The sequence below is a fragment of the Amycolatopsis speibonae genome, from assembly GCF_042647925.1.
Taxonomy (GTDB): Bacteria; Actinomycetota; Actinomycetes; order Mycobacteriales; family Pseudonocardiaceae; genus Amycolatopsis; species Amycolatopsis speibonae.
In genome coordinates, this window is the sequence record NZ_JBHRWK010000079.1 from 100912 (window position 1) to 120692 (window position 19781).

The 19781-nt window shown below is 70.2% G+C and carries 16 protein-coding genes; 6 read left to right on the forward strand and 10 right to left on the reverse strand.

Going from position 1 to position 19781, the window contains the following annotated elements; genetic code table 11:
* Positions 1-70: 70 nt before the first annotated feature.
* The gene (locus ACFOSH_RS37185) at positions 71-1276 is read right to left on the reverse strand and encodes a lipopolysaccharide biosynthesis protein (RefSeq protein WP_378245212.1); all 1206 of its coding nucleotides are present in this window, start codon (positions 1274-1276) and stop codon (positions 71-73) included.
* A gap of 70 nt (positions 1277-1346) precedes the next feature.
* On the opposite strand from ACFOSH_RS37185, the gene ACFOSH_RS37190 reads away from it, so the two are divergent.
* Both ACFOSH_RS37190 and ACFOSH_RS37195 read left to right on the forward strand, forming a co-directional pair.
* Positions 1347-3038, forward strand: a complete 1692-nt coding sequence (locus ACFOSH_RS37190) for a hypothetical protein (RefSeq protein WP_378245214.1) — start codon at positions 1347-1349, stop codon at positions 3036-3038.
* 3 nt (positions 3039-3041) lie between these two features.
* Positions 3042-3221, forward strand: a complete 180-nt coding sequence (locus tag ACFOSH_RS37195) for a hypothetical protein (protein WP_378245216.1) — start codon at positions 3042-3044, stop codon at positions 3219-3221.
* Between the two features lie 924 nt (positions 3222-4145).
* Here ACFOSH_RS37195 and ACFOSH_RS37200 read toward each other — a convergent pair.
* Positions 4146-5378 (reverse strand): glycosyltransferase family 4 protein, encoded by a 1233-nt coding sequence (locus ACFOSH_RS37200; protein WP_378245343.1) that lies wholly within the window; start codon positions 5376-5378, stop codon positions 4146-4148.
* Positions 5379-5541: 163 nt separating this feature from the next.
* Here ACFOSH_RS37200 and ACFOSH_RS37205 point away from each other — a divergent pair, with 163 nt between their 5' ends.
* Positions 5542-6237 (forward strand): class I SAM-dependent methyltransferase, encoded by a 696-nt coding sequence (locus ACFOSH_RS37205; protein ID WP_378245345.1) that lies wholly within the window; start codon positions 5542-5544, stop codon positions 6235-6237.
* Here the strand turns inward: ACFOSH_RS37205 and ACFOSH_RS37210 are convergent.
* Positions 6234-7268 (reverse strand): DUF3068 domain-containing protein, encoded by a 1035-nt coding sequence (locus ACFOSH_RS37210; RefSeq protein ID WP_378245218.1) that lies wholly within the window; start codon positions 7266-7268, stop codon positions 6234-6236. The two genes, ACFOSH_RS37205 and ACFOSH_RS37210, sit on opposite strands and share 4 nt — an antisense overlap.
* A gap of 236 nt (positions 7269-7504) precedes the next feature.
* Here ACFOSH_RS37210 and ACFOSH_RS37215 point away from each other — a divergent pair, with 236 nt between their 5' ends.
* Entirely contained in the window at positions 7505-7876 is a 372-nt protein-coding gene (locus ACFOSH_RS37215) for a hypothetical protein (RefSeq protein ID WP_378245220.1), read from the forward strand.
* Here the strand turns inward: ACFOSH_RS37215 and ACFOSH_RS37220 are convergent.
* The 4 genes from ACFOSH_RS37220 to ACFOSH_RS37235 form a co-directional block, all read right to left on the reverse strand.
* A complete protein-coding gene (locus tag ACFOSH_RS37220) occupies positions 7873-9051 on the reverse strand; it encodes a PucR family transcriptional regulator (RefSeq protein WP_378245222.1) in 1179 nt (392 codons plus the stop codon). The genes ACFOSH_RS37215 and ACFOSH_RS37220 overlap by 4 nt on opposite strands.
* 146 nt (positions 9052-9197) lie before the next feature.
* On the reverse strand, positions 9198-9968 hold the full coding sequence (locus tag ACFOSH_RS37225; RefSeq protein ID WP_378245224.1) for a hypothetical protein: 771 nt from the start codon (positions 9966-9968) through the stop codon (positions 9198-9200).
* Positions 9969-10063: 95 nt separating this feature from the next.
* Positions 10064-10753, reverse strand: coding sequence for a sigma-70 family RNA polymerase sigma factor (locus ACFOSH_RS37230; RefSeq protein WP_378245226.1), 690 nt, complete (start codon positions 10751-10753; stop codon positions 10064-10066).
* Between the two features lie 144 nt (positions 10754-10897).
* Positions 10898-11395 (reverse strand): hypothetical protein, encoded by a 498-nt coding sequence (locus ACFOSH_RS37235; protein WP_378245227.1) that lies wholly within the window; start codon positions 11393-11395, stop codon positions 10898-10900.
* A gap of 196 nt (positions 11396-11591) precedes the next feature.
* Here ACFOSH_RS37235 and ACFOSH_RS37240 point away from each other — a divergent pair, with 196 nt between their 5' ends.
* Positions 11592-11978 carry a hypothetical protein gene (locus ACFOSH_RS37240; RefSeq protein ID WP_378245229.1) on the forward strand — a complete coding sequence of 129 codons (387 nt, stop codon included), beginning with the start codon at positions 11592-11594 and terminating at the stop codon, positions 11976-11978.
* Here the strand turns inward: ACFOSH_RS37240 and ACFOSH_RS37245 are convergent.
* Positions 11975-12844 (reverse strand): alpha/beta fold hydrolase, encoded by an 870-nt coding sequence (locus ACFOSH_RS37245; RefSeq protein WP_378245231.1) that lies wholly within the window; start codon positions 12842-12844, stop codon positions 11975-11977. The two genes, ACFOSH_RS37240 and ACFOSH_RS37245, sit on opposite strands and share 4 nt — an antisense overlap.
* A gap of 116 nt (positions 12845-12960) precedes the next feature.
* On the opposite strand from ACFOSH_RS37245, the gene ACFOSH_RS37250 reads away from it, so the two are divergent.
* On the forward strand, positions 12961-16044 hold the full coding sequence (locus ACFOSH_RS37250) for a BTAD domain-containing putative transcriptional regulator (protein WP_378245233.1): 3084 nt from the start codon (positions 12961-12963) through the stop codon (positions 16042-16044).
* 1 nt (position 16045) lies between these two features.
* Here ACFOSH_RS37250 and ACFOSH_RS37255 read toward each other — a convergent pair whose 3' ends face one another.
* A complete protein-coding gene (locus tag ACFOSH_RS37255) occupies positions 16046-16342 on the reverse strand; it encodes a hypothetical protein (RefSeq protein WP_378245235.1) in 297 nt (98 codons plus the stop codon).
* The gene (locus ACFOSH_RS37260; protein WP_378245237.1) at positions 16339-19734 is read right to left on the reverse strand and encodes a TM0106 family RecB-like putative nuclease; all 3396 of its coding nucleotides are present in this window, start codon (positions 19732-19734) and stop codon (positions 16339-16341) included. Before ACFOSH_RS37260 ends, ACFOSH_RS37255 begins: the two co-directional genes overlap by 4 nt.
* Positions 19735-19781 lie beyond the last annotated feature (47 nt).

Consider the following 19781-nt stretch of genomic DNA (forward strand, 5'->3'; position numbering starts at 1 on the left):
TGTCGTGAGCGGACCTTTCGTGCGTGACCGTGTGGATTTTGTAGCGTTGGACGCAACAAAATCCACACAGTCACCGGCGCGACCGGAACTCCAGCACGGCACCGGACAGTGCCAGCGCCCCAGCGCAGCAAGCAGCGACGGTCACCACCTGAGCCGCCGACGAGTGCAGCCAAGCAGTCACCAGCACCGTCTCCGTCACCACGGTCGCCCACATCAGCACGGTCACCCGCCGGTCGCCGGCGGCGAGGCGGGAGAACAGCAGGATCTGCACCAGCGCGAGCATCGACCCGGCGAGCGCGAACGGCCAGACCGGCATGGTGCTGGCGGCGTAGCCGGAGCCGCCGATGAAGGAGAGCAGACGCGGGCCGACGACAACGGAGACGAGGAGGACGACGGCGTCGAGGGCGGCGCAGACGGCGAGGGCGGCGGGCAGGATGCGGCGCCGGTCGTCGCCGTTCGCGAACCGGGGGAGCACGAGGACACCGACGGCTTGGGGGAGCCAGTAGGCGATCTTCGTGACGATCGCGCCGAGGGCGTATTCGCCCGCCTCGTTCGCGGGGAGGGTGTGGCGCGCCAGGACCAGGTCGAGGTTCACCAGCAGGACGAGTGCCAGCATCGCCTGCGCCGCGTGCAGGACGTCGCCCGCTTGTCGGCCCGCTTTCCGCGGTCGCGGCCGTCCACAGAGGATCCATCCGCAGAAGATCACCAGGTACGAGCCGATCGCGGTCCCGGCCAGCGCGCCGGTGGCGTCGCCGCCGATGACGAGTCCGAGCAGCGAGCCGCCGACCTTGCCCGCGCCTTCCAGTGCCATGAGCCCGGCCAGCAGCGCGAACCGGCCGCTGCCCTGCAGCAGACCGTGGAAGAGGCCGAGCAGCGTCAGCGGGCCGAGGGTGACGGCGAGCAGCAGTGCGGGCACCACGGAGCCGAGATGCAGCACGAAAACCAGGACCGGTGCCAGGATCAGGCCGATGGCCGCGACGATGGCGCTCGTCGTGAGTCCGAGCGCCAAGAGCGTCCCGCTGTCTTGTGGCTCTTTTGATGAACGCTGCCGCGCGACGCGGAGCGCGACCACGGTCTGCAGGCCCATCGCGGGCACGACGCCGATCACCAGCACCGCCAGCAGCGAACTCAGCTCACCGAACGCGGCGGGCGCGAGCAGCCGGGCGGCGACGATGCTCAGCGCGTAGGCGCCTGCGTTGTTGGCCGCCAGCGCGAGCGAAACGAGGATCGCCGCGACACGCTTGTCGGTTCGAGCCTGATCGACGTCTACGCTCAACGGTGCTCCCATTACCGGCGAGTAATCTCCGCGACCATAACCGCGATCGAGGCGGAAAGGGAAGAAGCATTTGGACGCACGGCGCGAACGTCTCGTCCTGGCCGCGGTGTCGGCGGGACTGGCGTTGCTGGTGTTCCTGCCGGTGCTGGGACGGGGTTTCGTCCTGAGCTACGACATGGTGTTCGCCCAGCGTCAGTCGCTCGTCCCGGACGCGCTCGGCCTCGGCTCGGCCCTGCCGCGTTCGGTCCCCGCCGACGCCGTGATCGCGCTCGCGACGGCGATCGTTCCCGGCGATGTCGTCCAGAAAATCGTCTTGTTCCTCTCGCTTTTCGCGGCGGCATACGGCGCAGCGCGGCTGGTCCCGACGGAGCAACTCGGTACGCGGATCGTCGCGGCCACCGGCTACGCGTGGACGGCCTACTTCGCGGAGCGGTTGTTCATCGGGCATTGGCCGCTCTTGCTCACCTACGCCTGCCTCCCGTGGATCGTGCGCGCCGCGCTTTCCCTGCGCGGGAGCGAGCCGAGATCGCTCGCGCGGCTGGTGCTCTCCTGCGCTCCCGCGGTGCTCACCCCGCCGGGCGGAGTGCTGGCCGCGCTCACCGCGATCGTCCTGGCCGGTCCCCGAAAACTCGGGCATACCGTCGGTATCGCCGTCGTCCTCAACCTGCCGTGGCTCGTGCCGACGCTCCTGCACGACGGCGGCACGCTGTCCGATCCCGCCGGGGTGGCCGCGTTCAGCGCCCGCGCGGAAAGCTGGGGCCCGGCGATCCTGAGTGTGCTGGGGCTGGGCGGAATCTGGAACGGTGACGTCGTCACCGGCAGCCGGGGTGCGCCGATGGCACCGGTGCTGATCCTGATCACGGTCGCCGTCGCGCTGGCCGGGCTTCGTCCACTGGCACGAAGGTGGGGGACGCCTCCGGCGAGAGCGTTGCTGGTGCTGGGAGTTCTCGGTGTCGTGCTCGCCGCTCTGGCGACGATGCCGTTCGGCGAACCCGCGCTGTCCTGGGCGATGGAGCACGTTCCCGGCGCGGGACTGCTGCGCGACGCGCAGAAATGGGTGGCCTGGTGGGCGCTTCCGGTCGCGCTCGGGTTCGCGCTGGCGGTCGAGGCCGCCGTCGCCCGGCTGCGGACCGGGGCGGCACGCGGGGCGCTCGTCGTGGCCGCCGCGCTCTTTCCCTTGCTCACCATGCCCGATCTCGCCTGGGGCGGCTGGGGGAAGATCGAGGCGGTGCGTTACCCGGAGGACTGGAACGCCGTCCACCGCGTGCTCGCGGAGGACGACAGGCCCGGCGACGTCGTCGCGCTGCCGCTGTCCACGTTCCGTAAGTTCGCCTGGAACGACCACCGGACCCAGCTGGACCCGGCGCCGCGGGCGCTGCCCGAGACCGTCCTCGCCGACGACACGTTGCGGGTCGGCGGTGAGGTGATCGGCGGCGAGGATTCCAGAATGGACCGTGTCCGCGCCGCCAAGTCGCCCGATGACCTTTCGGCGGCGGGAATCGGCTGGATCCTGGTCGAACACGGGACGCCGGGGCGGTTCGATCAGCGGTTGCTGACCGGCGCGATACCGGTGTGGTCCGGTGACTGGCTCACGCTTTACCGCACTCCCGGTGCACCTGTCGTGACGGGGAAGCGATCACCGATCCCCGTGCTGCTGGCAAACGGAGTAGCGCTGGTGTCGATCGCGGCCGCACTGTTGTGCCTTAAGTTACCGGTGCGTACATTGAGCCGACGCAGGAATTCCCTGTCGCGGAAGGAGTAGGTCTTGGGCACCCTCATCGGCGCGGCCGCAGCCGTCATCATCGGGCTCGCAACGGCCGCAGGGGGGAGTTACGCGCTGACGAACTCCGCCGATCCGGACGCCGCACCCCAGGTGCAGGCGAAGATCAAGGAACAGTTCAACCCGAACTCCAGCCCCGAGAACGTCATTTACGGCAACCGCTGAGCCGTGTCCCAGCTCGCCTCCGACCACGCGAGCCGTGTCGTCGGGCTCTACGGCGACCCCACCGTTTCCTGGAGCATCCTGCTGGAAACGCGGCTGTCTTCGGTCCTGACACCGGAGAAGGCGCGGATGCGGCTGGCGGTCGCGGCCGGGGAACGGCCTTGGCTCGGGGCCGCTCCCGACGTCGAAGCCGTTCCCGGCGAGGAACTTCCGGCGATCCGCGATCGCTTCGCCGAGGCGGCGTACGAACGCGGCGCGCCGTTGCTCCGCGTCGCCGTCGGTACCGACGAACCTGTGGTGCTGATCGCCGCGCACCACGGCGCGCTCGACGGTCTCGGCCTGCTCGCCATTCTCGGGCTCGCGCTCGACGTCCCGATCTCGTCCGCCGCCAAAGGGATCGGCGCGCGGACGGCGGACCGTTCGTTTCTCACGTCTGCGTTCCACAGGCTCGCTGAAGCGCTTTTCGCGCCTCCGGCGAGGATCGTCCCGGAACGCGCCGAAAGTCGCCCAGGAGACGTGTTCAGCGCCAGGATCCTCCCTCGCTCACGGCTCGGTTCCTCGGCTTTCGCGGCAGCGGCCGCCCGCTTGACCGAGACGTGGAACGCCCGGCACGGCAGGAAAACCGCCAGGGTCGTGGCCGCGGTGGGAGCTTCCTGGCGGGGCGGCGCCGCACCGGAACCCGAACACGACAGCGCGTTCTTCCGCCTGCGGCTCGGCAGGAATCCCGCCGTCGCCGAAGTCGGCGCGCTGCTGGCCACGCAGCCGCCGGAACCCGATTTCCCCGCCCGCAGCAGCAGGATCGCCCGGTGGGGCACGCGGCTGCTGGCGGGCAGGCTCGGTTCGACCTACCTGGTTTCCAATCTCGGCGTCGTTTCGGCGGCGGACGCGGTCACCTCGATCGCGTTCTATCCCGCCGCCAGCGGCCGCTCAGGCGTGGCGTTCGGCGCGGCGACTGTCGGGGAGACGAGCACCGTCACCGTGCGCGCACGCCGCAAGGACTTCGACGACGCCGCCACGGCCGGGCTGGCCGACGGCATCGTCGAAGCCTTGCGGCGTCAGGACCCGGGGATGGGGGATGGCCACCCCGGCCACGTCGCGCACGAGTGATTCGAAGCGGTTCACGCTGTGCTCCCAGTCGAACAAGCTCGACCAGGTGACGCCGGCCCGGCCCATCTCGTTCCGGCGCGCCCGATCGGAGAGCAGACCGTCCACCTGTGCGGTGAAATCGGCGAAGTCGTCGGCCAGCAGCCCGGTCTTGCCCTCCACAATGGATTCCGCCACGCCACCGGCCGCCCGGTAGGCCACCGACGGCACGCCGTGCGCGGCGGCCTCCATGATGACGATCCCCCAGCCCTCCTTGACCGACGGGCACAGGTGCAGCCAGGACCGTTCCAGGATCTCGTGTTTCCCGGCCTCGTCCACCCAGCCGTGCAGCCGCACCCTGTCCTCGACGCCGCGGTCACGGGCGTGCTTGCGCAGGACCTCTTCCCAAGGACCCTGGCCGACCACTTCGAGCCGCAGTGTCGGCCAGCGCCGCGCCAGTTCCGCGACGACGTCGATGGCGTGTTCGATCCGCTTGTGCGGCACCAGCCTGCTGACCGCGACCAGCGTCGGCTCGTTCTCCCGGACGGCCTTGCCGCGCGGGGGTGCGTCCAAACCGTTGGGTACCACGGTGATCCGTGATCCCTCGATACCGAGGCCGGTGAGCTCGCCCTTGGTGATCTCGGAGACCGTGACGTAGCGGCAGTGCCGGAACAGCCACGGCGCCAGCCGCGACTCGATCCACCAGCCGATCCGGCCCAGTGTCTCGCCGAGCGCGCTGATCCACTGTTCACGGTGAACGTGGTGCACCAGCACCAGTACCGGGCAGCCCGCCGCCAGCCTGGCGAAGAACGGCATCCCGTTCTGCACGTCGACCACGAGATCGGCGTGCGCCTTCCGGATCGCCCGGAGCGCGTGGACGTAGACGCCGAACTTGTTGCCGCGACGGCGATAGCGGACACCGTCGCGCCATTCCCCGGCGTTCGCGCCCGGATAGGCCGCGCACTGGATCTCGACCCGGTACCCGGCCTTGGCGAGTCCCTCGGCCATCCGCTCGACGTACCGCTCGGATCCGCCGCCTTCCGGATGTCCGGTGTCGCGCCAGTTGACGAGCAGCACACGTGGCCGTTCCATCGTGGTTCTCCCAACCTGTTAGCGACAATGCTAGGTTACCGGTGCGTACACGGTAGATGAATCATTCTCGGAAAGCGATGGTTCGATGGTCGGTAATCGGTCGGTGACCCCTGAAACGATCCCTCATCACGCCGGCTTGCGCCGATCGGTGACGTTGTTCCGGGCTTTTCTCACCGAGCAGACGGATCCGGACGGTTTCTATTCGGTGCTGGCCGAGGACTCCGTCCGGCAATTGGCGCAGCACACTCCGTTGAACGGCCGGACCATCGTCGACGTCGGCGGCGGGCCCGGCTATTTCTCCGACGCCTTCCGCGCCGCGGGCGCCGCCTACCTGGGCATAGATCCCGACGTCGGAGAGCTGACGGCGCGGGGCGAGGCCGGGGAGAACATGGTCCGCGGCAGCGGGACGAAACTGCCGGTGCGCACCGGATCCGTGGACGTCTGCTATTCGTCGAACGTCCTCGAACACGTTTCCGAACCCGAGGTGATGCTGGCCGAGATGTGCCGGGTGACCAAGTCCGGCGGGACGATTTTCGCCTCGTTCACCCCGTGGTATTCACCGTGGGGCGGGCACGAGACGGCGCCGTGGCATTTCCTCGGCGGTCACTACGCCCGGCGGCGCTATCTCGAAAAGAACGGGAAGGAGCCGAAGAACAAATTCGGCGAGAGCCTTTTCGCCTTTTCGGCCGGCGCGGCCATCCGGTGGGGGAAGGCCACGCCGCTCGCCGACCTCCAGGAGGTCTACCCGCGCTACCACCCCTCCTGGGCCCAGTGGATCGTGCGTGTCCCCGGCGTCCGGGAAATGGCGTCGTGGAACCTGGTGATGGTGCTGCGCAAGCGTTAGTGCCGCGAGGGGGTGGGGCGCCGCTTCACCAGGAGGAAGACGCCGAGCGCGAGGAAGGCCGCGCCGCCGATCCCGAGCACGATCGGCCCGGTGCTCCCGATGAAGTCCAGCTTGCCCTTGTTCTCGTCGACCTGTTTGACCATCGTGTCGACGGTCGCGTCGGTGAAGGCCAGCTTGCCGTCGAAGACCACCGTGGGCGTGGGATTCGCGGCCGACCGGAGTTCCTGGTGCGACTGCTGTTCCTGCTTGACCTGGATCCCGGTCACCGGCTCGATCCAGCTGGTGATGGTGCCCCGGTAGAACTGGCCCGCCTCGACCGAGTCGCCGGTGGCGCCGATGAGCGAGCCCGGCACCTTCTTCGTCGAGATCTTCGTGTCGGGGATCTCCTGGACGAACTTGTAGACCTCGACGCCCTTGATCTCGTCGACGCCCTTGAACCGGGCCTGGACCGCGCGGCCGGTGTTGTCGTCGTAGACCTGGTAGTCCTTCTGCTCGGTGCCGAAGGGGAACTTGAAGTTCAGGCCGGGCTGCGGCTTGTACTCCTGGATCTCCTCGGGCTTTTCGTTCTCCTTCTCGGCCTTTTCCTTGAGCTTGGTGACGAAGCTGCTGTTTTCGGAGCACTTCGACTCCTGGTCGCCGCCCGGCGGCACGTAGCCCTCCGCGGTGCGGCGGTCGAAGCAGACCTGGCGTTTGCTCGCGCTGACCACGGTGTCGTCTCTGGTGTCGACGACCGAGACGGCCATCAGCCACACGGCGACGTCCGTGCCCTCCTGCATCTCCGGCGGCGCGAAGTTCGCCACCACGTGGGCGGTGGCCTTCAGTTTGGCGTCGTCACGGATCTCGGTGACGGTCTTGCCGCCCTCGGTCTTCACCGCGAGGACCTTGGACGCGGTGCCTTCGAGGACCGACGTCGATTCCTGGTTCAGTGGCACCTTGGCGAGTCCGGGTTTCACGTAGGTCGGCAGCAACACCGCGCCGGCGACGGCGAACACCCCTAGGGCCAAGAAGATCAGGCTCAACGCACGTCGCAACGGTCCTCCTGGTGAGACCACGGAAAATCCACATTACCCATCGGTAATCAGTCGCCAGATACTGGCCTGCGGACCAGTCAGCGTCAAAGGTGTGACCGGCGGTCACAGGCACGCTGTGCGACCGGAAGGCGGTACGGGCGCCGCCATTCGGCGCAAGCAGCCAAACATGTTTGTTCCCGGGAACAACGTGAGCGGGACCACCATCGGACGACTTCCGGTGCGTGGAAAGGAACTTTGTGCCGCAGGACCCGATCGATCCCCGCGCGCTGGACATCGGCGCCTACTCGGATTCCATCACCGACGTCGAACTGCGGGACGCCGTCGCGGACGTCGCCGCGTTGCTTTCGTTGCACGGCAACGTAATCCGCGACCTCGACGCCAGGAGATCACGGTGGCGTCCCGGACGACGGTCTCCGCACCCCGACATCGTCCTGTCCGCGGCCGGACGCCGTCCACAGTGGACGAGGTCCGCGAACCCCGAGGTGACCCTGCCGGTCGCCACGACCGCTCGTGGCCGCACGCTCGCGGTGCGGCTCACCGCGCGGCCCGGTCTCGGGCACACCTTGCTGGACCTCGCGAGGATCATCGACGCCGACATGGCGCCCTAGCGCGCGTCGTCCGCCAGGCGGACCGCCTCCAGTGCGACGTAGAGCTCGCCGACGTCGACCGGGTCGGACAGGTCGCGCCTGGTCAGTTCCTGCACCCGGCGCAGCCGGTACCGGACGGTGTTCGGGTGGACGATCAGCCGGTCCGCGGCCTCCTTCGCCGAGCCGTGCCCGGCGAACCACGCGATCAGCGTGTCGAGCAGGACCTGCCGCTCGGCCTTGGGGAGCACCAGGAGCCCGGTGAGCACCGAGCGCACGACGTCCCGCGACATCGCCGGCGCGCTCGCGACCAGCGTGGTGACCGGGGAGTCGCCGAAGACGGCGACCCCGGCGGCGCCGGTGGCCAGCGAACGGCGGGCGATCCTCGCCCGGTGCACCGCGTCCGGCGCCTCGAGGAATCCGTTGAACGGCCTGCTCATCCCCACCGCCAGTGCCACGGTGCCCAGGACGTCGCGCAGTCGCCGGAGATCCTCGACGCGGTCGATCACGACCAGCCCGATCTCGGCGCCCGGCCGCCAGGCCGACTTCCAGCGTCGCGCCCGCAGCAGCGCCTCGACGCCGGGGCGTTCGTCCGGCTGGACGGCTTCGGTCACGACGGCGACGAACGTGCCCGCCGCCGGGAGGTCGAGTTCCTTCGCGGCGTTTTCGAGCTCCGCCTGGGTGGCGAACCGGCCCTGCAGCAGGCCGTCCAGCAGGGCGAGCTTCTCGTGGGAGAGTTCGGCGGCGACTTCGCTGTACGCGGTGGTCAGCGCGTCGGAGTAGAGGTCGATGGTCTTCCACACGTTGGAGTTGATCTCCACCGTGCGTGCCGGGTTGATGAACCCGGGGCCTGCCAGTTCCAGCAGGCGTTCGTAGACGAAGATCCCGCCGATCCGGAAAGCGCGGAGCACGGACGGCAGCGGGATCCCCTGCCGGGCCTGCGCCAGCCCGGTCTTGCGGGCCGCGTCGAGCGGGAGCCCTCGGCCCTCGACGAGCGCTGTCAGCGCCCGCTCGAGATTCGCGCGGCAGACCTTGCGCAACTCGTCCGGCGCGGTGCTGTCCACCTGGTGATAGAACTCGTCCTCGGCGCTGAGCAGCTGGGCGAGGCGGTCGCTGAACTCGGGCAGCCGGGTGAGCATCGCCTGCATGAGCGCACGCTGCTCCCGGGGTACGGGAGTAGCGAGAGCTTCGGTGCCCATCCGTCAACTCTAACCCGATCGTGTGGCCGCTTTTTATCACGATGCGACGAAAGGGCACTTTCAAGTGCTGAGCGCGGCTGACAAACGGGAGGGGCGCTGCCGGACGAGGACCCCCGTCGTCCGGCAGCGCCCGGGGTGGCCCGAGATCAGTGGTTGATCTTGAACCACGGCTGCGACCAGCCGAGATAGGTGTAGTTCCACGCGCTCTTGATCTCCGAGATCGTGGTCTCGGTGAAGCTGCCCTTGCCGTGGATGTCGTTCGACAGGAACTTGCCGCCGCCGATGGAGATCATCGTGTGCCCGGTGCCGCCGTTGCTGAAGAAGGCGAGCCCGCCCGCGGGGACCTGGGTGTCACCGGGGTGCTTGTACGAACCGGGGAGCTGGGTCCAGTGGACGTAGGCCGTCTCCGAGCCGCTGGCGGTCCAGCCGTAGGCCCACGAGTTGATCCGGTCACACCAGCGGTAGTAGTCCGGGTCGTTGTTGGTGTGCACGTGTGCCTTGGCCCACGCGACGGCTTCGGCGCAGGTCCTCGGGTTGCCGGTGCCCGCGGTGGAGCAGGAAAGGGTGCTGCCGGCGCAGTCCGGGGCGACCCGGCCGTCCGAGCCGGTGTAGACGTAGGCGTCGCTGATGTAGCCGCCCTTCGACGGCACGTAGTCCCAGATGTCGGTGGTGCCGTACTTGCCGGTCACCGTCGAGCCGTTCGCCTGGCAGTCGATCGTGACGGCGGTGCCGCTCGCGACCGTGCCGACCGAACTCGCGCCGGTGCTCGGGCTCGACCGCACGGTCACCGCGACCCCGGAGTCGGTGTTCACCGTGCCCGACGCCGCCAGTGCCTCGCCCGCCCCGCCGAGCATGATCGCCCCGGCCAGCGCGACCGTGCCCACGGCACCTCTGACGATCCTGGATCGGATCTTCATCTCTGTCCTCCAGTGGTTTCCCCGAATAGGAGGACAGGATGGAGGACCCTCGTACAAGCGCCGTACAAGAACTCGACAGTCCGAAGTGGACGGTTCTATACCGGGACGAGCTCCGGCGCGGCGGGCTGTTCGATGACCGGGACATCGGTCGCGTAACGGACGTTCCGTTCGGTGAGCAGGGCGCGCAACCGTGCCAGCGCCCGGAACTGGGCCGCGCGGACCGCTCCGGCGCTCGGCAGGCCGAGCCGTTCGGCCGTCTCCTCGGCCGAGAGGCCGAACACGAACCGGAGGGCGAGTACCTGCCGGTGCGGCATCGGCAAGCGAGCCAGCAGCACCCCGGCCTGCATCCGGTGCTCCAGCCGTTCGATCTCGTCCGGGTCGCGGCGGGCCCAGAGGGTCAGGCCGTCGCCGACCTCCGCGACGCAAGCGACAGGCTCGCGCGAGCGGCGCCGGTGGAAGTCGGCCACCTTGTGTCCCGCGATGCCGAGGACGAACGCGAGGAACCGGTCCGGGCGGTACCGGTAGCGGGGCAACGCGATCAAGACCGCCTGCAGCACCTCCTGCGCGCAGTCCTGGGCGTCGCAAGCGCCCGTCCCGGCGCTCCCGAGTCTGCTGCCGCAGTAGCGGAAAACGTGGGGGGAAAGGAAACGAGCCAAGTCCCGGATGGCGTCCGGATCACCCGCGACGGCCGCCCGGACGAGTCTGCTGTCCGGGTTGGGCAGCCCTCTCGCCGTGGCGTCGGCACGGGAGTCCGCGGGTACCGTCGAAGGCGCTACCTCGTCCAAGTCTGCGCTCCTGGGTCGGGGGAACTGGCCGCCAAGGTGCGCCCGCAATCGGGGACTCGGACTTCGTGCGCGGTTTTCCACCTTGCCCCGCCGTGCAAGGGATGTCCACACATGGGGCGGTAAGTCATCCGAACCGCGCAATGTCTACTGTGGACGATAGGGCAGCGACCCCTTGAGACAGGACAGCACCGGGGGATAGGCGGTGGTGTCGGTGCTGAGGAAATCCGAAGTCCAGACCAGGCAATGCGCCAGAACCCGGATCCGCTGGTCGAGATCGGCGTTCTCGCAGGCCTCGCCGATCTGGTCGGCGCAGGTGGCCCGGTCGTCGCGGACGCTGGCGGCGATGGCGCGGACGATCGCGGCCACCCCCGGGTCGAGTTTGTCGGGCCGGACGGAGAGACCCGAGTGGTCCCGCAGGCGCAGGGTGAACGGTTCAACGATCCGCAGCGAACGACGGCGATCCTTGGCAGCCAAGGAGAAGGTGTCGACCAGGCGGCCGACGACGTCGCCGAGCGCCGGTCCCTGCCTGCGGGACGAAGCGATGGACACCAGCGCGGTGGCGAGCCGGTCGGCCTCGCCCGATCTGGTGAGTGAAAGAAGATCGCGGGCGATGGTGTGCGCGCGTCTGGCAGTGGGTTGCATGTCGTGCCCCTCGTCGGTCGTGCTGAGGACCGATACCCCGCAGGACTCGGGCTAAACATGAAGGTCTGTCGGATTGGCGCGGGTGGGGGCGAGGGTTGCGCCGTTCGGCTCAGTTCGGAGGGAGGGAGTCGTTCTGTAACGGCGAGCGACCGGGGGACGACGCCTGGTGCGACCGGTCGTCGGCGGGCGGAGGGCCATGCTGTCGAGTCTTCTCCCGGGATTGCGGGAACTCCGGGCACCGATCGCCTCGGGGTACGTCTGGCTGCTCGGACTCTGGCTGGCTTTCCGGCCCGGCCTGCCACCCGCCGCGCAGGCCTCCGGCGTCTACAAAGACGTCCTCGATCTGGGCACGTGGGCCGGCAAGGCCGCGATCTTCGCCGCCGTCACCTTCGCCGCGGCTGAGCAGAACCTGGAACGGCTCAAGTCGGCCGACGTCGAGTTCGTCCCCTTCGAAGAGCTGGTGGTCGGACGGGTCGTGCCCGGCTACTACGCCGGTTACCCGAACGCCCGGGCGCCGGTCGAGACGCAAGGACGCATCGCGACCGTCGCACCGAGCAGATCCATGCCGAAACCCAAGTTCTAGCGCGTAAGCAGGTCCCGCAAGGCCTTCACCACCTCCGTCGGCGATTCCTCGGCCATGAAGTGGCCCGACGTGACGGTCCGGTGGTCCAGGTCCTCCGCCCACGCCTGCCAGAGCGCGACGGCGTCGTAGCCGAGCGCGGCGCCCCAGTCCTGCTGCAGCACGGTGAGCGGCATGGCGAGCCGGTGACCCGCTTCCCGGTCGGCCTTGTCGTGCTCGACGTCGATGCCCGCCGAGGCGCGGTAGTCCGCGACGATCGAGGTCACCGCGTTCCGTGACGCCTTCAGGTACGCGGCCCGGACGTCGGCGGGGATCGCGTCGTCCCGCTGGGTCCACGCGTCGAGGAAGTGACCGAAGAACGCGTCGGGCGCGGCGGCGATCAGCTCTTCGGGCAACCCCGGCGGCTGGGCCATCAAGTAGAGGTGGAAGCCGACGGCGGCGCTGGTGCCCCGCATGACGTCCCACATGTCCAGCGTCGGCAGCACGTCGAGGATCGCGAGGTGGCTCACCTTGTCCGCGTGGTCGAGCCCGGCCCGCAGCGCCACCAGCGCGCCCCGGTCGTGCCCGGCGAGGGCGAACCGGTCGTGGCCGAACGCCTTCGCGACGGCGACGACGTCGGCCGCCATCGTGCGCTTCGAGTAGGTCTCGCCGGTGTCGGCAGGCTTGTCGCTTTCGCCGTATCCCCGCAGGTCAGGGCAGAGGACAGTGTGGTCGGCCGCCAGATCCGCCGCCACGTGCCGCCACATGAGGTGGGTCTCGGGGAAGCCGTGCAGCAGCACGATCGGGCTGCCGGTCCCGGCGACGGCGACGTCGAGCGCCACCCCGTCCGCCACGGGCACACGCTGGTAGTCGAATCCGGTGATACGCATGATCGCCTTCCTGGTCGTTCCTGGGGATCACCAGCGTCTCCGCCGCGAATCAGCACCCGGTCAGCGACGAACGAGCGGCCGGGGCACGATGATCACCGTCGGTGAAGGAGGTGGCGATGCGGTTCGGGGTGCTCGGTCCGCTCGTGGCCGAGGACGCGCGGGGCGACGTCGGGCTCAAGGGCCCGCGGCACCGGGCGGTGCTGGCCAGGCTGCTGATCGCCCGCGGCCGGGTCGTCCCGGTGGAACGCCTGGTCGACGACCTGTGGGAGCGGCCGCCCGAAGGCGCTGTCGGCGCCGTTCAGACCTTCGTCGGTGCCCTGCGCCGCGCGCTGGAGCCGGACCGCGCGCCCCGTGAGCCCGCGCGGCTGCTCGTCACGGTCGCCCGCGGTTACGCCCTGCGCACGGACTCCGTCGACGCCTGGGACTTCGAGGCGGCCGTCACCGCGACCCGCGAGCTGCTCGACTCCCGCCGGGCGGACGCCGCACTGTCGCAAGTGGATACCGCGCTCGCGTTGTGGCGTGGGCCCGCCTACGCCGAGTTCGCCGAGGAGGGCTGGGCGCGCGGTGAGGTTTCCCGCCTGACCGAACTCCGGCTGCTGGCCGGGGAACTCCGCGCCGAAGCCCTCCTCTCGCTCGGGCGGGCCGCCGAGGTGATTCCTGAACTGGAACCGCGAGTGCGCGAATACCCGTTGCGAGAGAATGGTTCCCGGCTGCTGGCGCTCGCGCTCTACCGATCGGGGCGGCAGGGTGACGCGCTGGCCGTGTTGCGCACCGCGCGCGAACTGCTCGCCGACGAACTCGGCATCGACCCTGGCGCGGGGCTGCGCGAGCTGGAGGCCGACATCCTGGCGCAAGCGCCCCGGTTGCGGCCGTCGGCGCCGAAGATCGTCGAGCGGCCACTGGTCGGGCGCGACGCGGAGCTCGCCAGACTCGAAGAAGCCGTGACACGGTCGCGGCTGGTACTCGTCTCCGGCGATGCCGGGGTGGGGAAGACCGCGCTCGCCGAGGCGTTCTCCTCTCGCCTCGCCGCGCGAGGCTGGACCACGGCGTGGGGGAGCAACCCCGACGACGAGGGCGTGCCGCCCGCCTTCGCGTGGAGCCGGATCCTGGCCACGCTCGCCGGAGCCGGGTACGGCGCCGCGCCGTCGGCGGATCCGGCGACCGAAGATCCCGTGACCGCGCGCTGGAGATGGCATCGGGCGGTCGCGTCCTATCTGGCCGGTGCCGCGCCGCTGCTGCTCGTCCTCGACGACCTGCACTGGGCGGGCGAGGAGACGTTGGCGTTGCTGACCGCGGTGCTGACCGAGCCGGTGCTGGTCGTCGCGACCTATCGCGGCGCCGACCCGCCCGACCGCTTGACGGAATTCCTCGCCAGGGTCGCACGATCCGAGCCGACGCGGATCTATCTCGGCGGCCTGCCCGAGACCGAGGTCGCCGGCCTGGTTCGGGTCACGACAGGGGAGGAGATCGATCCGGAAACCGCCGCGGTGATCCACCGGCGCAGCGGCGGGAACGCCTTCTTCGTCCGTGAACTCGCCCGCCTGCTGGCCACCGAGGGCCCGGCCGCCCTGGACGCGGTGCCGCCTGGAGTCCGCGACGTCGTCCGGCATCGGGTGGAGGCCTTACCGGACGAAGCGCGCCGCGTGGTGCGCCGGGCCGCGGTGATCGGGACGGACGTCGACCTGGCCGTCCTCGAGGCCCTGGCGGGGGAAACCGCGCTCGACGCGGTCGAAATCGCGGTCCGACACGGATTCCTGACCGAACGGGCGCCGCATCGCTTCCGGTTCGCGCACGCTCTCGTGCGGGACACGCTCTACCACGATCTTTCCCGTTCGCGGCGGGCCCGCGAGCACGGCAAGATCGCCGAGACGCTGGAAGACCTCCGCCCGGACGACGTCGACGCCTTGGCGCACCACTTCCTCCTGTCCGAAGCGCACGCCGAGCGCGCCGCGCACTATGCCCAGGCCGCCGCCGAGCAGGCGGAAAGTCGTTTCGCGCAGGCGGAAGCGGCGAGACTCTGGGACGCCGCGCTCACCGCGTACGACCGGTCCGGCGCCGCCGACGCGGAGAAGCGGCTGGAGCTGATCATGGGCAAGGCCCGCGCGTCGGCCGTGGCAGGCGGCCTCGGCCAGTCCCGGCGGCATCGCGCCGAAGCACTGGAGCTGGCGGAAAAGCTGGCCGATCCGCTGCTGACCGCGCGGGTGATCGGCGCCTTCGACGTCCCCGCCAGCTGGACCGAAAGCGACGACCCGGAGCTGGCGACCCGGATCGCGGACGCCGTCGAGCGGACCCTCGCCGCGTTGCCAGCCGGACGCGTGGCCGAGCGGTGCCGTCTGCTGGCCACCCTCGCCGTCGAACTGCGGAACGCGGGCGGGCAGCGGGCCCGCGAGGCGGCGCGGGAAGCCGAGGCGCTCGCCCGGCGGCTCGACGACCCGGCGTTGCTGGCGTTCGCGCTCAATGCCCGGTTCCTGCAGGCCTTCGACCGCGCCGGCCTCGCACCCCGGCGCGCCGAGATCGGCACGGAACTGGTCGACCTCGCCACCCGGCACCGGCTGGTGACGTTCGAGGTGCTCGGGCATCTCGTACTCGTGCAGGCGAAGAGCGCGCTCGCGGACTTCGCGGACGCGGACCGGCATGCCGCTTCGGCGGACGGGCTCGCGGAGAAGTACGGCCTTCCGCTCGTCGGCGTGTTCACCCGGTGGTATCACGCGATGCGGGCCGCGATGACCGGCGAAGGCGGGGAGGCCGCCTACCGTGCCGCGGCGGCGGGGCTCGCCGGAACGGCCATGTCCGGAGTGGACAACGGGATCCTCGCGCTCGCCCTGTTCTGCGATCGGATCCAGCGAGGCTTGCCGCCCGAACCGTACGAAAGCGGTTACGGCGCTTACGAAAGCTGGTGCCGCCCAGTCCTGCCGATCCCGGATTCGCCCCGGGATCTGCTGTACGAAGCCCGCACCTGCCTGCACGCCGTCGTCGCGATCGAACTCGGCGACCGCGCGGCGATGGAACGCCTGTACGCCGAACTTCTCCCCGCTGACGGCGAGATCGCGGGAGCCGGGAGCGGGATGCTGACCCTCCGCCCGGTCGCGTACCACCTCGGCGAGCTGGCTACCGCCCTCGACCTGCGAGAAGCGGCCGCCGAGCACTACCGGACGGCGCGGGCCATCGCGGTGAAGGCCGGTTCACCGCACTGGGGCTAGCTCACTGCTCCCGCATCGCGCGGCGGATCTCGGCCAGCTTGTCCTTGGCGGCCTTGTCCCGGTCGGCGATCTTCTTGTCCAGCGAGGCCACGTCTTCCTTGCCGCCGAGGCCGGCGAGTTCGGTCGAGCCGATCGAGGTCGTGTACCGCTGCTCGATCCGGTCCCGCACGTGGTCGAACGAGGGCACCCCGGTCTCGCTGTAGTCCGGCTCCGGGACCTCGACCGGCGGCGTGGGTACGTCTTCGACGATCTCGGCGTCGAGGATCTCCGGCTTCTTGTCCGGGCTGTTCTCGGTCATCGTGCACTCCGTCCTGCGTGCCATGGCACGGCTTCGGTCATCAACCCGAGCATGCCCGAAACCAGCCGCATCTGGTCGACCGTGCGGATGTCGGCCTCGACCAGCCGGGGCGAGCAGACCACGATCGCGAGCGCCTGCGCCCGCGAGAGCGCCACGTTCAGCCGGTTGCGGGAGAGCAGGAAGTCCAGGCCACGCGGCAGATCGACCGCCGAAGACGAGGTCATCGTGGTGATCACCACCGGCGCCTCCTGGCCCTGGAACCGGTCCACGGTGCCCACCCGCACGCCGGGATACCCGGCCTGGTCCAGCGCGCGGGCCACGACGCGGGCCTGCAGGTTGTACGGCGCCACGACCAGGATGTCCTCGTCGCCGAGCGGCCGGGGCTCGCCGTGCTCGGTCCAGGCACGCCCGTGGAGTTCGGCGACGAGGGCGGTGACCGCCTCTGCCTCTTCGACCGACCGCGTCGTGTTGCCGTGATGGTCGACTTCGGCGAGGTACAGGCCCGACTCCACACCGGTGATCGCCCGCTCGGCCGCCGAAGGATGCGAGTGCAGGCGGCCCGCGTAGGACAGCCGCGAGACCGGCGCGCAGACGGCCGGATGCATCCGGCGGGTCTCGTCGAGGAAGTAGCCGAGTTCCGCCGGGATGATGTCGGCCTCGCCGATCAGGTGCCCGAGCGCGGAGGCCTCGGCGCCCGCGGGATGCGTGCCCTGCACGACCTGCGGCAACTGCTGCGGATCGCCCAGCAGCAGGAGGTTCTTGGCGCACATCGACACCGCGAGCGCGTCGGCGAGGGCGAACTGCCCCGCCTCGTCGATGATCAGCAGGTCGAACGGCTCTTCGCGGATCGCGGCGTTCGCGAACGTCCAGGCCGTCCCGCCGACCAGATGGCCGGTGTCGTGCTCCTCGCGCCATTTCACCAGCGCGGGATTGGTCTTCGGCTGCTCCCAGGGCGCGGCCGGATCCGGGGTCCGCTTGGCGCGTTTGGCGCACGGCAGGTCCGGCGCGTTCTTCAGCGCGGCGGACAGCACGTTCTCCACGGCCTTGTGACTGGTCGAGGTGACGGCGATCGTCTTGCCCGCGCGCACCAGCTTCGCGATCAGCCTGCCCGCCAGGTAGGTCTTGCCCGCGCCCGGCGGGCCCTGGACGGCGAGTGCGGAGCCGTCGAGAGCCTCGACGGCCTCGATGACCGTGTTCACGAGATCCGGCCCGGGTTCGGGCAGACTCCGGTCGTCGCGCAGCCGGGGCGTCGTGCGCCGGAGCAGGTCGACGCCGGGATGCGCGGGCAGCACCGGCAGCGCGTCGACGACGAGGCGGGCGAGGTCCGCGACCGCGTCGTCCTTGGGGGAGGGCCGCACCGGACTGCCCGGCAGCACCGCGACCGGTCGGTCGGCCGTGGTCTCGTCGGGCGGGCAGCTTTCTTCGAGGGTCAGTTCGACGGCGGTGGCCGAGACGACCTTGGCGTCCCGCGCGGCCGCGCCGTAGCGCAGGCGGACGTCGTCGCCGGGAGCGAAGGGATGCGGCCGATCCGGATCGCAGCGCAAGCTCAGCGAGCGCTTCGCCTTGCGGACCCGGCCCGACGGCGGCACCCACTCCCCGGCCTCCATCGCCACCGGGACGGTGCAGGCGTTGTCGGTCTCCAGGTCGCCGAGCGGGGCGGCCAGCTGGCGGAAGTACTCCCACCACGCCGGATTCGTCTCGCGGCGGTGGTAGCCGACGGACGCGGCCAGCAGCGCGCGGGCCCGGTCCTCGCCGGTGAACTCGGCCGGATCGTCGGGCAGCCCGTCCAGCAGCGGATCGACCAGCGCGGCCAGCTGTGCCGCGCGCTCGGCGCGTTTCTGGGCGGCGACGTCCTCTTCGGTCTGGCGAAGCAGAGCGTCCACATCGGACTCTTCCGGCGGCTCGGCGAGCGCGATCCCTTCCTCCACGCGGACCTTGTGGAGGAATTCGAACAGCCGGAGGGTGGAGACGCAGTCGTATTCGTTGTAGTCGCTGATCCCGCGCAGCACTTCGGCCGCGTGCTCGGTCTCGCCGGAGGCGGTGAGCGTCAGGTACTCCTCGTACGCCTCGATGCTCGAAACCGCCGTCTTGACGTCGCCGTCGCGGGCCTCGGGCATGTAGAGCGGTTCGAGGTACTTGATGGAGTACGACCGCTGCGAGACCCGGAGTGCCTTGCGCACCACGGAATACAGGTCCACCAGACCGCCGCTGCGCAACAGGTGGTCGACGGCGTCCTCGCGGGTCCCGTGCACGGCGGCGAGCCGCTTGATCGCGGTGACCTCGTACGGGGCGTAGTGGTAGACGTGCGAACCGGGATGTTCGGTGAGCCTCGCGGTGGCGAAGTCCACGAACTCCTCGAAGGCCCGCTTCTCCTGAGACCGGTTGTGTGCCCAGAACGGCGTGAACTTCGTGCCGTCTTCTTCCGTCACCGCGCCGAAGAGGTATTCGAGCCCTTCACCGGCCAGGGCGTAGGGGTCGCCTTCCATGTCGAAGAAGACGTCGCCGGGCGCGGGCGGCGGCAGCACGGCCAGCGCGTCCGGGGCGATGATCTCGTAGGCGATCTGCCCGGTGTCGTCCTGCCGGACCTGGATCGCGGCCTGGGCGCGCAGCGTGGTGAACGACGTCGTCGAGATGTCGCGCGGCCGGTCTTCCGGCGCGGCGGCCGCGAGCTCGTCGATGGTGCCGAGACCCGCGGCGACGAGCTTGCGCCGCTGGTCACCGCGCATCCCCGCGACCAGCGAAAGATCACGGTCGGCTTCGCGGGCGCTCGCGCAGTGCGAGGAGAAGGAGCAGCCGCCACAGGCGGGCCGTTCGTCGGCCCAGACCGGGACAGGCAAGGTCGGCGGCCGGTGCCGCAACCGGGCGCGGAGCCGGTCCACCAGCGGGAGGAAGTCGTCGACGCGGAACGAACGGGTGCTGTGATCGCCCAGAAGCAGATGCATTTGAGGACCGGCAGGCCAGCCCGCTCGGCGCAAGGCGTCGGCGTACGCGGTCAGCTGGACCACCGCGGCGGGCTTCGCGTGCCTGGCCAGCTTCGTGTCGTAGACCTCGTAGCGGCCTTCGTCGTCCCGCATCAGGAAGTCGGCGCGGCCGGAGAACTCGCCGTCGTGGAAGACAGCCTGGTAGATCACCGGAGCACCGGCCCGCAGAGCCTCTTCGGTGGCTTTCGCGGCGACGACAGGGTCGCGTTCGTCGATCTCGACGACGGCGCTCCGCTCGCCGCGCAGCTTGTCCAGCGTCGCGGCCTCGTGCGCGCGCCCGTGCGTGACCGCCAGCTGATCCGGCCCGGAGCCACGCCGCGGCGCTCCCGGGAGGCCGGCGGCCAGCGCCTGGTTCAGGACACTGCGGTGCTCGCATTCGAGCAGGTCGGCGAGATCGGACGGGGTGTACATCGCCCGGGAGTCTTACATGGACGCTCCGGTGGGCCGGACCGGCACGC

Bases quoted from the DNA above. Each gene is read 5' to 3' on its own strand.
- ACFOSH_RS37220 (WP_378245222.1), bottom strand. From the start codon at position 9,051: ATGGGCACCGAAGCTCTCGCTACTCCCGTACCCCGGGAGCAGCGTGCG.
- ACFOSH_RS37225 (WP_378245224.1), bottom strand. From the start codon at position 9,968: ATGAAGATCCGATCCAGGATCGTCAGAGGTGCCGTGGGCACGGTCGCG.
- ACFOSH_RS37235 (WP_378245227.1), bottom strand. From the start codon at position 11,395: ATGCAACCCACTGCCAGACGCGCGCACACCATCGCCCGCGATCTTCTT.
- ACFOSH_RS37240 (WP_378245229.1), top strand. From the start codon at position 11,592: ATGCTGTCGAGTCTTCTCCCGGGATTGCGGGAACTCCGGGCACCGATC.
- ACFOSH_RS37245 (WP_378245231.1), bottom strand. From the start codon at position 12,844: ATGCGTATCACCGGATTCGACTACCAGCGTGTGCCCGTGGCGGACGGG.
- ACFOSH_RS37250 (WP_378245233.1), top strand. From the start codon at position 12,961: ATGCGGTTCGGGGTGCTCGGTCCGCTCGTGGCCGAGGACGCGCGGGGC.
- ACFOSH_RS37255 (WP_378245235.1), bottom strand. From the start codon at position 16,342: ATGACCGAGAACAGCCCGGACAAGAAGCCGGAGATCCTCGACGCCGAG.
- ACFOSH_RS37260 (WP_378245237.1), bottom strand. From the start codon at position 19,734: ATGTACACCCCGTCCGATCTCGCCGACCTGCTCGAATGCGAGCACCGC.